At 70.3% G+C, this 14719-nt stretch carries 10 protein-coding genes; 6 read left to right on the forward strand and 4 right to left on the reverse strand.

The features are described from left to right. The first annotated feature begins 13 nt into the window (after window positions 1-13). From EW117_RS03975 to EW117_RS03995, 5 genes are all read left to right on the forward strand, one after another. On the forward strand, window positions 14-910 hold the full coding sequence (locus EW117_RS03975) for a carbohydrate ABC transporter permease (protein WP_129783942.1): 897 nt from the start codon (window positions 14-16) through the stop codon (window positions 908-910). Continuing rightward, window positions 910-1803 carry a carbohydrate ABC transporter permease gene (locus EW117_RS03980; protein ID WP_129784363.1) on the forward strand — a complete coding sequence of 298 codons (894 nt, stop codon included), beginning with the start codon at window positions 910-912 and terminating at the stop codon, window positions 1801-1803. The genes EW117_RS03975 and EW117_RS03980 overlap by 1 nt, the downstream gene beginning before the upstream one ends. A gap of 28 nt (window positions 1804-1831) precedes the next feature. Further along, on the forward strand, window positions 1832-3160 hold the full coding sequence (locus EW117_RS03985; RefSeq protein ID WP_165362448.1) for an ABC transporter substrate-binding protein: 1329 nt from the start codon (window positions 1832-1834) through the stop codon (window positions 3158-3160). Window positions 3161-3274: 114 nt separating this feature from the next. Beyond that, entirely contained in the window at window positions 3275-4786 is a 1512-nt protein-coding gene (gene arfA, locus EW117_RS03990) for an arabinosylfuranosidase ArfA (RefSeq protein WP_129783944.1), read from the forward strand. 77 nt (window positions 4787-4863) lie between these two features. After that, window positions 4864-6285 (forward strand): MFS transporter, encoded by a 1422-nt coding sequence (locus tag EW117_RS03995; RefSeq protein WP_129783946.1) that lies wholly within the window; start codon window positions 4864-4866, stop codon window positions 6283-6285. Between the two features lie 13 nt (window positions 6286-6298). On the opposite strand, the gene EW117_RS04000 is transcribed toward EW117_RS03995, so the two are convergent. The 4 genes from EW117_RS04000 to EW117_RS30610 form a co-directional block, all read right to left on the reverse strand. Then, window positions 6299-7675, reverse strand: coding sequence for a sensor histidine kinase (locus tag EW117_RS04000; RefSeq protein WP_129783948.1), 1377 nt, complete (start codon window positions 7673-7675; stop codon window positions 6299-6301). 159 nt (window positions 7676-7834) lie between these two features. Then, window positions 7835-10105 (reverse strand): ABC transporter permease, encoded by a 2271-nt coding sequence (locus EW117_RS04005; RefSeq protein WP_129783950.1) that lies wholly within the window; start codon window positions 10103-10105, stop codon window positions 7835-7837. Further along, window positions 10105-10917 (reverse strand): ABC transporter ATP-binding protein, encoded by an 813-nt coding sequence (locus EW117_RS04010; protein WP_129783952.1) that lies wholly within the window; start codon window positions 10915-10917, stop codon window positions 10105-10107. The genes EW117_RS04005 and EW117_RS04010 overlap by 1 nt, the downstream gene beginning before the upstream one ends. A 503-nt stretch (window positions 10918-11420) precedes the next feature. Next, entirely contained in the window at window positions 11421-11774 is a 354-nt protein-coding gene (locus tag EW117_RS30610) for a GntR family transcriptional regulator (RefSeq protein WP_207211738.1), read from the reverse strand. A gap of 177 nt (window positions 11775-11951) precedes the next feature. Between EW117_RS30610 and EW117_RS04025 the strand changes: the two genes are divergently transcribed. Continuing rightward, window positions 11952-14582 carry a right-handed parallel beta-helix repeat-containing protein gene (locus tag EW117_RS04025; protein ID WP_129783954.1) on the forward strand — a complete coding sequence of 877 codons (2631 nt, stop codon included), beginning with the start codon at window positions 11952-11954 and terminating at the stop codon, window positions 14580-14582. Window positions 14583-14719: the final 137 nt, after the last annotated feature.

Raw genomic sequence — 14719 nt, forward strand, 5'->3', positions numbered from 1 at the left:
GATCCGGACCGCCGTGAAACAGCTCCTGTACTCGAAGAGGCTTGCGCCCTATCTCTTCATCCTGCCGTTCCTGGTGACCCTCGCGGTCTTCTGGGTCGTGCCGCTCGGCCGGTCGTTCGTGATGAGCACCCAGGAGGTGCTCTACGGGCAGGGCACGTTCATCGGCCTCGACAACTACGAACGGCTCTGGCGGGACCGCATCTTCTGGCAGGCGCTGTTCAACAGCATGCGCTACATGATCCTGACGCTCGTCCTGCTCATCCCGATCCCGCTGGTGCTCGCGGCGCTGGTCAACTCGAGCATCGGTAGCGCACGCATCAAGGGCTTCTTCAAGGCCTCGATGTTCGTCCCGGCCCTGACCTCCGTCGTGGTCGCGGGCATCGTCTTCCGCCTGATCTTCGCGGAGTCCGACTCCGCGATGATGAACCAGGTCGCGGAGATCTTCGGGTTCGGGCCTGTCCGCTGGCTGCGCAGCGACCTCACCGGGCTGACCGCGCTGCTGGCGATCGCGCTCTGGCGCTGGACCGGCGTGAACATGATGTATTTCCTGGCCGGCATGCAGGCGATCCCGACCGAGTACTACGAGGCGGCGTCGATCGACGGGGCGAGCAAGTTCCGGCAGTTCATCCACATCACGATCCCCAACATCCGGCCGACCATCGTCTACGTCGTCACGATCAGCGTCTACGGCGGCCTCGCGATGTTCCTCGAGAGCTTCATGCTCTACGCCGGCAACAACTCGCCCAACAACCAGGGCCTCACGGTCGTCGGATACCTCTACCGCAAGGGCATCGAGGAGAACGACCTCGGCTTCGCCTCGGCGGTCGGCGTCGTGCTGCTCGTGATCGTCATGACCATCAACATCTGCTACCTCGCCGCCAGCGGGACCTTCAAGAAGGAGGCGGCATGATGGCCGCGCTCGATGAAGAAGCACGGGTGACGACCGCTCGTCCCGCCGCTGACCGCCGTCGGCCCGGACCGTCCACCGCGGCGTGGGTCCAGTCCGCCTTACTCGTCGTGATGGCGCTGATCTCCCTGGTCCCGCTCCTGGCGATCTTCGTGGGCACGTTCCAGGACGGCAACGAGGTGATCCGGCGGGGCATGACGTTCGACGTCGACCTCGGCACGCTCAGCCTGGACAACTACGTCCTGCTGTTCACCGACTCGGGGCCGTACTTCCGGTGGTTCGCCAACACGCTGCTGCTGACGATCGCGCAGGTCGCGGGCACGCTCCTGGTGAGCTCGTTCGTCGCCTACGGCTTCGCGATGTACGAGTTCAGGACCAAGACGCTGTGGTTCATCATGGTGCTGCTCGTCATGACCGTGCCGTTCGAGATGCTCATGCTTCCCCTGTACGTCCAGGTGAACGACATGGGACTGGCCGACACCTACACGGTGATCGTGCTCCCCTTCCTCGCCTCGGCCGTGACGATCTTCTTCTTCCGCCAGTACTTCCTGGGGATACCGAAGGAGATCATCGAGGCCGGGCGGGTCGACGGCGTCAGCGAGTTCGGGATCTTCTTCCGCCTGGTGCTGCCGATCACCAGGCCGGCGATGGCCGCCATGGCGATCCTCAACGGAATGCTCTGCTGGAACAACTTCCTCTGGCCGCTGCTCGTCCTGCGCAGCCCCGACAAGTTCACGCTCCCCATCGGCCTGAACACGCTCCTGACGCCGTACGGCAACAACTACGAGCTGCTCATCATCGGGGCCTTCTTCTCGCTGATCCCGATCCTCATCCTCTTCCTCGCATTCCAGCGGTTCTTCATCGAAGGAATCACCGCGGGAGCGGTCAAAGGCTGACCCTTCCCAAGATCGAACGGAGAAACTCATGACAAGGCTACGGACGAGGGTGTCCATGCTGGTCGCCGCACTCGTGGTGACGGCACTCACCGCATGCGGCGGCGGTCAGCCGGAAGCGCCCGCGAAGAACGCCGACGGCTCGACGACGCTGGACATGTGGACGTTCGCCGACGTGCACGCCACGTACTACGAGGAGATGGCCAAGCGGTGGAACGAGGCCAACCCCGACAAGGAGATCAAGCTCGAGGTCACCGTCTACCCCTACGACGACATGCACAACAAGCTGCAGCTCGCCGTGAACTCCGGGGAGGGCCTCCCCGACGTCGTCGACATCGAGGTCAACAAGTTCGCCAACTTCGTCAAGGGCGACAACCCCCCGCTGGCCGACCTGACCGAGGCCGCGGCGCCGTACACGAACGACGTCGTCCAGGCGCGCCTCGACCTGTACAGCAAGGACGGCACGGTCTACGGGTTCCCGACGCACGTGGGCGCCTTCACCACGTTCTACAACACGGAGGCGCTCGAGGGCGCCGGTATCGACTACACGACCATCAAGACCTGGGACGACTTCAAGGAGGCCGGGGTCAAGTACAACAAGGAGACCGGCAAGGCGTTCGGCGTCGCCAGCACCAGCGTCATGTTCCTCGAGCCGCTCATCGCGGCGCAGCTCGGGGGGCAGTTCTTCGACGCCGAGGGCAACGTGCAGGTGAACAGCCCCGAGGTCGTCGAGACCCTCTCGATGGTCCAGGACATGCAGGACGCCGGGGCGGTGTCGACGATCCCCGGCGGCAGCCCCGACTCCGAGGAGGCGTACGGCGCGATCAACGACGGCGACTACGCCGCGATCGTCTACCCGGCGTGGTACACGTCCCGCTTCGTCGACTACATGCCCGACCTCGCCGGCAAGGTCGCCATCGCGCCCGCGCCGGTCACCGACGACGCGGCAGTGGAGACCATCGGCGGCGGCGGCACCGGGGCGGCCGTCCCCGTCGTCTCGCCGAACAAGGACCTCGCCGCCGAGTGGCTCGCGTTCGCCAAGCTGTCCCCCGAGGCGAACGTCGCCGTGTGGGAGGTGCTGGGCTTCGACCCCGTGAACATGGCCGTCTGGGAGGACGAGGAAGTCACCAAGGACCCGGAGAACAAGTTCAACAAGTACTTCCAGACCAACCTGTTCGACGTCCTCAACGAGGTGAAGGACGGCATCGGGCACTTCGAGTCGTTCAGCGACCCCAACTGGCCCACGGTCGACGACACCTTCCGCACGGTCACGCTGAACGAGATCTACGAGAACGGCACGCCGGTCCAGGAGGCCCTGGACCAGACGCAGGCCGACCTGCAGAACCAGCTGGGGCAGTAGCGCCCTGACCCGCTGAACGCACAGGCGGGGCGGCCGCGGCGTCCACCGTCACGACGGCCGCCCCGCCTGTGCGCGCCACGCCTCACGAACCAACCATCGAGGAGTACATCACCCATGCTGTCCGCATCCGTCACCATCGACCCGGCGTTCGTCGTCGGACCGGTGCGCCCCCGCACGTTCGGCTCGTTCGTCGAGCACCTGGGCCGCAGCGTGTACACGGGCATCCACGACCCCGGCCACCCGACCGCCGACGCCGACGGGTTCCGGGGCGACGTCGTCGAGCTCACCCGTGAGCTGGGCGTCTCGACGGTGCGTTATCCGGGCGGCAACTTCGTCTCGGGCTACCGCTGGGAGGACGGCATCGGGCCGGTCGAGCAGCGTCCCCGGCGCCTGGACCTCGCCTGGCACTCGACCGATCCCAACCTCGTGGGCGTCGACGAGTTCATGCGGTGGTGCGCGCGGACCGGCGTCGAGCCGATGATGGCCGTCAACCTCGGCACGCGTGGTGTCCAGGAGGCGCTGGACCTGCTCGAGTACTGCAACGTGCCGGGCGGCACCACCCTGAGCGACCTCCGCCGGGCGAACGGGGCCGAGGACCCGTACCGGATCAAGATGTGGTGCCTGGGCAACGAGATGGACGGCCCGTGGCAGATCGGCCACAAGACCGCGCACGAGTACGGGCGCCTCGCGGCCGAGACCGCGCGGGCGATGCGCATGGTCGACCCGGACATCGAGCTCGTGGCATGCGGCTCGTCGGGGTCCCAGATGCCGACGTTCGGCGAGTGGGAGCAGACCGTGCTCACCGAGGCGTACGAGCACGTCGACCACATCTCCGCGCACGCGTACTACTGGGAGGAGGACGGCGACCTCGCCTCGTTCCTGGCCTCCGCGGTCAACATGGACCACTTCGTCGACTCGGTGGCCGCGACCGCCGACGCCGTGCGCGCGGCGGGCAAGCACTCCAAGCGCATCCACGTCTCCTTCGACGAGTGGAACGTCTGGTACCAGAAGCGGGCGGAGTCGCGTCCGCCGTCGGGCGACGACTGGCCGGTGGCGCCCGTGCTGCTGGAGGACCGGTACAACGTCGCGGACGCCGTGGTGGTCGGCAACCTGCTCATCTCGCTGCTGCGGCACACCGACCGCGTGCACGCGGCCTCGCTGGCCCAGCTCGTCAACGTCATCGCGCCGATCATGACCGAGCCGGGCGGGCGGTCCTGGCGGCAGACGACGTTCCACCCCTTCGCGCTCACGGCGCGGCATGCCGCGGGGGACGTGCTGCGCCTCGCCGTGGACGCACCGGTCCAGGACACGGCGAAGTTCGGCCCCGTCCCGGTGCTCGACGCCGTCGCCACCCACGACGCGGAGTCGGGCGGCGTCGTCGTGCTCGCGGTGAACCGGTCGCTCACCGAGGACGTGGCGCTCGACATCGACCTGCGCGGCTTCCCGGGGCTCCGGGTGACCGAGGCGCTCACGCTGTCCAACCCCGACCACACGTGGTCGGCGACGGCGGACGACGCCACGTCCGTGCTGCCGCGGCACAACGAGACGGCGAAGGTCGCCGACGACCGCGCGCACGTAGACCTGCCGCCGGTCTCCTGGTCGATGCTCCGCCTGGCCCGCATCTGACCTGGGGGGACATCCCCCGGCCGGTGCGGCGGAGCGCACCATTTCGGGAGGTCGGGGCCCGATCCTAGGTTCGGGGCATGGAGATCACCCTTGATTCACCCGCCCCTGTCGAAGGGCGGAGACCCGCACGCATCGGAAAGCCCGCGATCGGTGCCCTGGGCGTCCTCGCGCTCGCCCTGGGCACCCTGCAGACGGTGGTCGACCCGGCCCGCCCCATGCTGGAGCGCGAGCTGGGCATCGACTCGGCCGGGGCGGCGCTGATCGTCAGCACGCTGCTCGTCACCGGAGCGGTCATCGCCCCCATCGCGGGCAAGCTCGGCGACCGCTACGGCGGCAAACGCGTCCTGCTGGTGCTGATGGCACTGGTCTCGGCCGGCGGTGTGCTGTCCAGCCTGGCCCCGAGCCTCCCGTTGCTGCTGGTCGGCCAGATGCTGCAGGGCGCGATGGTCGGTGCACTGCCCCTGTCGTTCATCCTGGTCCGCAAGAACTTCCCGCCGGGACAGACCCAGGTCGCCATCGGCGTGGTCAGCGCCCTGTTCACCGCGGGCGGCATCGTCGGCACCCTGACCGCCGGGCCGCTGGCCGAAGGGCTGTCCTGGAACTGGATCTTCGGCGCGCCGACCATCGTGATCATCGCGGCGACGCTGCTCGTGCATCGGCTGATGCCGGACGACCCGCCCAGCCAGCAGGACACCGCCATCGACTGGCCGGGCGTGGCGCTGCTGAGCGCTACGCTGCTGGCGCTGACCCTCGGGCTCCTGGCGGTGTCCGGTGGCAGCATGCCGCCGCTGGCCGTCGGCGGCATCGTGCTGGTCGTGGCCGCGCTCGCCGCGGCCTGGGTGGCCGTCGAACGCCGGGCGGTCTCGCCGATGGTCGACCTGCGCATGCTGGCCGCGCCCGCCATGTGGAGCGCGACCGTGCTCACCTTCGGTATCGCGGCGACGTCCGCGATGCTGAACACCGTCATTCCCAAGCTGTTCGAGGTCTCGGGCGACGGATACGGCTTCGGGGCGAACACGACCGACATCGGGCTGCTCATCCTGCCCGGCCACCTCGCCGGGGTGGTCGCGGGCTCGGTCGGCGGGCTGGCGGTGCAGCGCTACGGCACACGTGCCGTCGTGGCCGTGAGCGCCGTGGCCTCCACGGGCCTCCTCATCGGTGTGGCGGCGATGCACGACGCCGCCTGGCAGCTCGTCGTCGTACGCGCACTCGTCGCGTTCGCCGGGGGCCTGGCCACCACGGCCCTGCTCGCCAGCACCGCGACCGCGGTGGCGGCGAAGGACACCGGCATCGCGACCAGCCTGCTCGTGGTGATCCGGCTGATCGGCGCCGTCCTGGGCGGCCAGATCGCCGGCTCGATCCTCGCCGCGGGGGTCGGCTCGGTGCCGGGGCTGCCGGCCGAGTCCGCCTTCGTCACGGGCTTCGTCGTCGCCGCGGTCGTCGCCGGACTGTCCCTGGTGGTCGTTCGCTACATGAAGAAGGAAGTCCCGGCCTCCTGACGCCGGGCTCCGGTCATCCGCGGCCGGGCGGGGCCGTCGGCAGGGTCACCGTCACCACGGTGGGCCCGCCGACGGGGCTGGACAGGTCGAAGGTGCCGTCGACGGAGCGCGCCCGCTCGGCCAGCCCGGCCAGGCCGGACCGGAGGCCGGAGCCGTCGGCCGGCACCACGATCGCGCCGCCGCGGCCGTCGTCGCGCACCTGGATGCGGACGGCGTCGCCGGGGCCGTCCGAGGCACCGGTCCCGGGCCGCTCCACCAGCACGTGCATGCCCGACGCGCGGGCGTGCTTGGCCGCGTTGGTGACCAGCTCCGCGATCGTGAAGTAGGCGATGGACTCGATGGCCGGGGCCAGCCGTCCGTCCGCCTCGACCTCCGGGGCGACGTCGACGGTGACCGGCAGCGGCGCGCGGCCGGCCAGTGTGGCGAGCGCGACCTCGAGGCCGTCGTCGAGCGCGGGCGGGTGGATACCGCGGGCGAGCTCGCGGAGCTCGACCAGCGCCTCCTTCGTCGAGGCGTGCGCGGTGTCGAGGAGCTCGGCGGTCTGGCTCGGGTCGTCCCGGTCGGCGATCTGCTCCTTGGCCTCGCCGAGCTGCATGGCGATGGCGACCAGGCGGGCCTGCGTGCCGTCGTGCAGGTCGCGCTCGATGCGGCGCAGGCGCGCGTCGGCGTCGTCCACCGTGTCCGCGCGCGAGGCCTCCAGCTCCGCGACGCGCAGGCTCGCGCGGGTCGGGCTCAGCAGCGCGACCGCGAGGACCCGGATCAGGGTGACGAACAGCCGCTGGACCCACGGCCACACGAGCAGCAGCACGAGACCGCCGAGGGCGACCAGAAGCTGGCCGAGGAGGGTGTCGACGAACGCGCCGCCATGGTTCCACGTGCCGTCGGGGGCCTGCTGCAGCGGCAGGAACCGGTACCAGGTCCAGTAGGTGAGGCCGAACAGCCCGGCGACCAGGAACGTCGTGCTCACGACGAAGCCCACCAGCGTGGCCGGCACGGACGCGATCATGAAGAGCACGGCGCGCCAGCCGGCGGCGTCCCCGACCATCGCGCCGATGGTGCGCCAGAAACCCCGCGGACGCCGGACGTACGGCGCGGGCGGGGTGATGTCGACGCCGAGCAGGCCGCGCACCAGGCCGCGATAGAGCGCACCCCAGCCACGCCCGCCGACGACGACGGCGCCGGCGACGAACAGGCCGACGACGGTCGCCGCGATGGCGGCCGTCGAGACGACGGCGAAGATCCCGTAGGCGAGGGCGAAGGGCGCGAGCAGCAGCACGAGCCACAGGAACCCGTACTCGCTCCAGGTACGGCGGGAGAGGGGTGCGTTCAGGACGTGCACGTCCGGCCGGACGGTGCCGACCAGCTGCCGGTCGAGGGCCATGGGTGTCATGGTCCCAGGCTGGGGCGTGCGGGCGCCCGTCGACAGGGGGTACGCCGCCGACCGGAGTGGGGATGTCCCCCCTGGTGCGGGCTGCTTGTGCGGGCCGCCGCCCCTGCCCAGGCAGCCGCCGCCCCCGCGGGGGCGGGAGCGGCGGCCGGACGCGCGTGGCTACTCGACGGAGACGGCCGACTCGGCCGGTCGTCCGCGTGTCGCCTGCCACGCGGGCAGCAGCGTGGCGCCCAGGGTGATCACGACGACCAGGCCGACGATCGCCGCGTAGATCGCCGGGGACCCGGCGGGTATCAGCGAGCCGAGGCGCTTGAGGCTGACCGGGACCAGGATGGCCATCGCCGCCGCGGTGCCCAGTGCGACGCCGGTGACCGCCACGATCGCGGCCTCGATCCCGACCATCTGCATCACCTGGCGGCGCGTCGAGCCCACGAGCCGCTGCAGTCCGAACTCGCGCTGCCGCGCCGTCGTGCTGGACACCAGGGTGTTGATCATCGTGATCGCCGCGTACCCGACGAGCATGATCACCATGATGTAGATCGCGTAGGAAGCGGTCTTCTTCCCGTCCTCGTACTCGGCGAACAGGACGTCGCGATCGGCCACCGTCAGCCCGTCCCGGCCCGCGGTCAGCCCGCTCAGGTCCGCCATCAGCTGCTCAGGGTCAGTGCCCTCCTGGGCACTGACCAGGATCCGCGTGGCGAACCCCTCGGTCGTGTGGGCGGCCAGCGTCTCGGCCGGGAGCAGCAGCGTGTCGTAGTCGTCCGCCGCGGAGAACAGCGCGGCCACTCGCATGTCCTGGAGGGTGTTGTCCCCCATCCGGAGCGTGATCACGTCGCCGACGCCGATGCCGAGCCGGCCCGCGTGCTCGTCCTGGACCGCGACCGTCGCACCGTGCAGGTCGGCGAGCGCCCCCGCGGTGACGTCGACCGGCGTGCTGGCGTCCGCGTTCTCGGCGGTGACGCCCTGCAGGTTCCAGCCCTCGCCCATCGGCGACACGTCGTCCGGGCTCTCGACGAACCCGACGCTGCTGACGTACTCCGACGCGCTGGCGACGCTCGGCAGCTCGTTGATCTGCTCGACCAGCCCAGGGTCGAGCCGGTCGTCGGCGGTCACCACGGCATCCGCGACGATCCCGGCGGCGAAGGCCTCCCGGTCAGCCGTGTCGTTGGTGGTCTGCAGGTAGAGCATCCCGGTCGACACCCCGGTCAGCAGGATGACCGGGCCCAGCACGGCCGCCAGCCGACCGGTCCGACCGCGGGCGTTGAGCACGGCGAGGTCGCCCGTCAGCCCGCCCAGCGCGCGCACCGGCCCCTGGAGCACGAGGATCATGACCTTCGCGAGGACGGGTGCCAGCAGGGCGATCCCGATGGTGAACGCGATGACCGCCGGTGCGGCCGTGGCCGGCGCGAGCGGTCCGCTCAGCACCGCGACGGTGACGATGGTCAGCGCGATCCCTGCGCCGACGAAGAGCAGCCCGCCGAGCACGCGCCACCCGCCGATCAGCTTGCCGCCGTCGAGCGACGCCTCGGCGAGCGCCTGGCTCGGCTTGATGCGCGCCGCCCTCCGGCCCGCGCCCATGGCGCCGCCCACTGCCGCGAGGATCGCGATCGCCATCGCGGCCACGGACGGGATCCAGCCCTGGTGGAAGGCCACGCCCGCCGTAGCGATGCCCAGGTCTGCCAGCAGGTCGAACACGAGCTTGCCGAGGAACTGGCCCGGGACGATCGCCGCCACGGTGGCGACCAGGGACAGCACCAGCGTCTCGCGAAGGACGAGCCGGCGCACCTGACGGGGCGTCGACCCGATGGCGCGCAGCAGCGCGAGCTCCTTCTGGCGCTGGGAGATCGACAGCCCGAGCATCGAGGCCACCCCGAAGGCCGAGACCAGGAGCGCGAAGGCGCTGAAGACGCCCGCGAGGGACACCACGTTCACGCTGGTCGCGGTGGCCTCACGGAGCTCGGCCCGGCCGCGCTCGTCGCCGACCAGGGTCACCGTCTCGCCGGTCACCTGGGCACTGGTCAGCTCGGCGTCGATCCGCTCGCGGAGCTCGGTCACGTCCGTGCCTGGGTCCGCGACGACGCCGATCGCGTCGACGGTCCCCGCCGGAGCCGTCCCCTCGAAGACGTAGGTCTCGGTCCCCTCGACGCCCGGGAGGGCCGCGATGGTGCTCTCCAGCCCCGCGTCGACGCGGACCCGCTCGGGCAGGATCGCGGGCTCGTCCTCGTCGCCGCCGGGCGCGTGGTGCGCCTGGTCGCCGGCGACGACGACGTCGGCCGAGGCGAGCTGCTGCGGCGGGGCTGCCGCGCGGATGCCCGTCTCGATCAGGCCGCCGGTGGCCATCAGGATGACCGCCGCGAAGAACATCGCGAGGAAGGCCGCGACGAACGTGCCGGTGCGGTACCGCAGGGTGCGGAGTGCGAGCTGCAGCATCAGCGCTGCCCTCCGATGCCCGGCGCCGACGCCGCTGCCGACGATGGCTGGGGCGCCTCGTCGGCGTAGGCGCCCAGGCGGGTCATCCGCTCGGCCACGGCGTCCGCCGTCGGCGAGTGGAGCTCGTCCACCACGCGGCCGTCGGCGAGGAACAGGACGCGGTCGGCGTAGGACGCCGCGACCGGGTCGTGCGTCACCATCACGATGGTCTGGCCGGCCTGCCGCACCGAACGCTGGAGCAGGCCGAGCACGTCCCGCGCGGTCCTCGTGTCCAGCGCGCCGGTCGGCTCGTCGGCGAAGATGACCGCGGGCTCGGTGATCAGGGCCCGCGCGATGGCGACCCGCTGCTGCTGCCCACCGGACAGCTCCGCCGGGCGATGCTTGCGACGGTCGGCCAGGCCGACCTGCTCGAGCACGGTCGCCACCCGGCCCTTGGCCGGGCTCCGGCCCGCGAGCCGCAGCGGCAGCGTCACGTTCTGCTGCACCGTCAGTACCGGGAGCAGGTTGAACGCCTGGAAGATGAAGCCGACCCGGTCACGCCGCAGCTCCGTCAGCTCGGTCTCGTTCATCGTGCTGAGCTCGCGATCCTCGAGCACCACCGAGCCCGACGTCGGCTGGTCGAGCCCGGCCGCAGCCTGCAGCAGCGTGCTCTTGCCGGAGCCGGACGGCCCCATGATCGCCGTGAACGTACCCCGCCCGAACTGCGTCGTCACGTCGTCGAGCGCCACCACCTGATTGCCACGCTTGCCGTAGACCTTGCGGACCGCCGTCAGCTGAACCGCATCGGCGGCCCCACCACTGCCTGTGAACATTCCTCGCACCGTTCCCCCCGTGCCACGCCGGGTTGCGCGAGCACGGCTACGACGCTACGAAACGCGCCGTTCACCTGCTATGGGGCCAGCCGGTGAGCTGAATTAGGGATATCCGCACCCCGACGGCCACGCCACGTCGTCACTCCTTCGTCCCGCCGGCGGTCATACCGGCCACGCACGAACGGCGCCGAGGCGCCCCACATCCCGCCGCAGGTCGAGCCCCCCCTTGACCTTGGCGCCGGTGAAGCCGCGGTCGGCGAACCGCGAGTACAGGTTGACGACGCCGTCCTCGTCCAGGCCGAACTCGAGGTCCGACGCTGTATCCGGCGACGAACCGGTCCCGGGCGCCCAGCAGGCGCCGCAGCGGTTCCCCGGCCATCTTCGCCTTGAGGTCGCACAGCGCCATGTCCAGCGCACCGAGGCCGACACCCGTCAGACCGCCGTCGGTCTCGACCAGGACGACCGGAACCTCGGTCACGCCGCTGCGCACCACACCGTTGACGTCACCGACCGGCCGACCCCACCGGTGCACGGAGGACCATGGGGTCGAGCAGCCGCCAGGACTCCCGGTCGAGCACGACCGTGCCCCACCCCTGACGCGCGGCGACCAGCCCCTTCTCCGCCAGGGCCGTGAGCGCCTCGCGGATCACGGTGCGGCTCACCGTGAACGTCTCGCACAGCACGGCGGCCGTGGGCAGCGCGGTACCCGGCGCGTACTTCTCGGTGACGACGCCTGCACCAGCGCGCGGATGACTGCTTCGGCGAGCGCCGGCCTGTTGCGGGTCACCTGCGTGCTGGTCGGTGCCTGCTGGACCACGTGTCTCTCCTCCTCCGACGCGAGATCGCGAAGGGCGCACGGTCGCCCATCGTAACTCTCAGGGCTCATTCGACCATTGCGCATACATCATATGTGTGATTACCCTCGCGGCGGGCAAGGTCGCCCAGTCGCCTCAGCAGAAAGCGATGGAACGATGACACTGAAGTCACGCACGCCAGTTCCGAGATTCCGGGATCGATCGAGGAGAGCGGGAGCCATGGCTGCCCTGAGCGCCGTAGCAGTGATCGTCTCGACGCTGGTTCCCGTTCAGGCGGCGCAGGCCGCACCGCAGGTCAAGGACCGCACGTACTTCGCCGCGGCCGACGGCCTGGACGTCGGTGAGTGCGAGGTGAAGCATGCCTGTTCGCTCGAGCGCGCGCAGGAGCTGGTCCGGCAGGAGGCCCGCAAGGGCAGGGACGTCACCGTCCTGCTCGAGGACGGGACCTACCGGGTCTCCGAGCCGCTCGAGTTCAGTGCGCAGGACGGCGGCCGTGACGGCCACACCGTGCGGTGGACGGCCGCCCCCGGCGCCCGCCCCGTGATCTCCGGCTCGGCCCCGATCTCCGGGTGGTCGGTCCACGACGAGGAGGCCGGCGTCTACGTCGCGGACACTCCGCCCGGCGTCGACAGCCGCCAGCTCTACGTGAACGGGATCATCGCGCAGCGCGCTGCCCTGCCGCTGGCCAACTCCGACGTCACGCCCACTGCGACCGGCCTGACCATCAACAACCAGCAGCTCGACTACCTCGGCGACCTGCCGGACCAGGGACGGATCGAGTTCCAGTCGCTCGGCGACTTCACCAACCGCTACTCCCCCGTCGAGTCGATCGACGGCTCGACGATCACCATGGCGCAGCCCGCCTGGGACAACAACACCTGGGGCTGGGACACCGTGCAGAACTCGTTCCTGGCCGGGCCCACGTGGTCGCTGGAGAACTCCCTCGCGTTCCTCGACCAGGTCGGCGAGTGGTACCTGGACCCGTCCGCGGGGAAGCTGTACTACAAGCCCGGCGACGGCGTCGACCCCGACGACCTGGACGTCGAGCTCCCGCAGGTGGAGTCGCTGGTGAGCATCAGCGGCACGTACGACGAGCCGGTGACGGGCCTCGCGTTCGACGGCATCGAATTCACCGGCACCTCGTGGCTGGGCCCGTCCACCCACGGGTACGCGACCCAGCAGAACGGCGCGTTCATCAAGGACGCGTACGACTACCGCCCGGACGATGCCTTCACGAGCTGCTCCCGCGGCTGCGAGATGTTCGAACGAGCCCGGTTCGACGCCTGGTACCAGGAGCCGGCGGCGGTGCAGGTCTCCGCGGCCCAGGGCATCTCCCTGACGAACAACCGCTTCACGAACCTCGGGCAGACGGCGCTCGGCATCGGCAACGACGCCAACGCGATGCTCTCGGGGGTCGGCCTGGGCGCCAGCGGCATCGACGTGCTGGGGAACGTCTTCAACGAGGTCGGCGGCCACGGGATCGCCGTCGGCGGGGTGCGGGAGGACGCGCACCACCCGAGCGACCCGCGGATGATCAACAAGGACATCCGCATCGAGAACAACACGGTCAACCGGGTAGCCGTCGAGTACAAGGACAACTCGGGCATCCTCAGCACGTACGCGACGAACGTCCAGATCGTGCACAACGAGGTCGCCAACGTCGCCTACGACGGGATCGACACGGGTTACGGCTGGGGCGCCAACGACGCCGGCGGCTCGGCGGAGTACGTGCGCCGCGGCTATTACAACTGGCACCCCCTGTACACGACCCCGACGACGCTGAAGGAGAACCTCGTCGCCGGCAATCTGATCCACCACACCAAGGCGCGGTTCGCGGACGGCGGCTCGCTGTACAACCTGTCCGCCAGCCCGGGCACCGTGGTGGAGCGCAACTACCTGTTCAACGTCTCCGGCGTCGGCCTGTACCTCGACGAGGGGACGCGCTACACCACCTACCGGCAGAACGTGCTCCAGGGCACCAACCCGTGGATCTTCACCAACGCCTACAGCGACGGCAACAACACCAGCGACAACATGATCCGCGAGAACTGGTACAACTCCGGCGGGGCCCAGATCCCGAACGCCGAGGAGCGGAACAACCAGCTCATCGACAACGTCTCGGTCTCGGGCACGAGCTGGCCGCAAGGGGCACTCGACGTCATGTGCGAGGCCGGCGTCGCGCCGCAGTACCGCACGACGCTGAACGCCAACCTGTTCGGGCTCGCCCAGTGCCCCGTGGACGCACCCGTCAGCGACTGGTACGAGACCACGGCGGCCTCCGCGGGCGCCAGCTACTTCGGGCAGCGGGAAACGGCGTTCGGCGTCGCGGCCGCGGGCGCGGACGTGTGGGGCGCGGGCGGCCAGCGGGACGACGCGTTCGGAGCGCTCTACCGGGCCGGCTCCTTCTCGGCCGGCTCGAGCGTGTCCGTCCGGGTGGACACGATCAACGACACCAACGCCTGGGCGAAGAGCGGGGTCATGGTGCGGAACGACCTCACCCAGCCCGGCGCGTCCAGCGGGTATGCGATAGCGGCCGTGACGCCGCGCAACGGCGTCGTCTTCCAGTGGGACGCCGATGGTGACGGATACCTGGACACGGGAGCACAGGCGCGGGTCGACACGCACCGCGCCGTGTGGGTCCGGCTGGATCGCGCGGGCGGTCAGGTGTCGGCGTCCTACTCCTACGACGGCGTCAACTACAGGCGGATCGGGTCACCGGTGACGCTCCCCGGCGCGGCGGAGGTGCAGGACGGCGGTATCTTCACGACGTCGCACGACGCCACCACGGGCGCGATCAACGTGTTCAGCAACCTCGCCCCGGCGGAGCCCGCCGCCTCCACGCAACCATAGGAAACCGCACCAGCCCCGGCCGAGGTAGAACCCTGGCGAGGTAGAACCCTGGCGAGGTAGGGCTCTGGCGAGGTAGAACCACAGCGTGGCTCACCTCGCCAGGGTTCTACCTCGCTGCAGTTCTACCTCGCCAGGGT

This window comes from Promicromonospora panici, assembly GCF_900608595.1.
Classification (GTDB): Bacteria; Actinomycetota; Actinomycetes; order Actinomycetales; family Cellulomonadaceae; genus Promicromonospora; species Promicromonospora panici.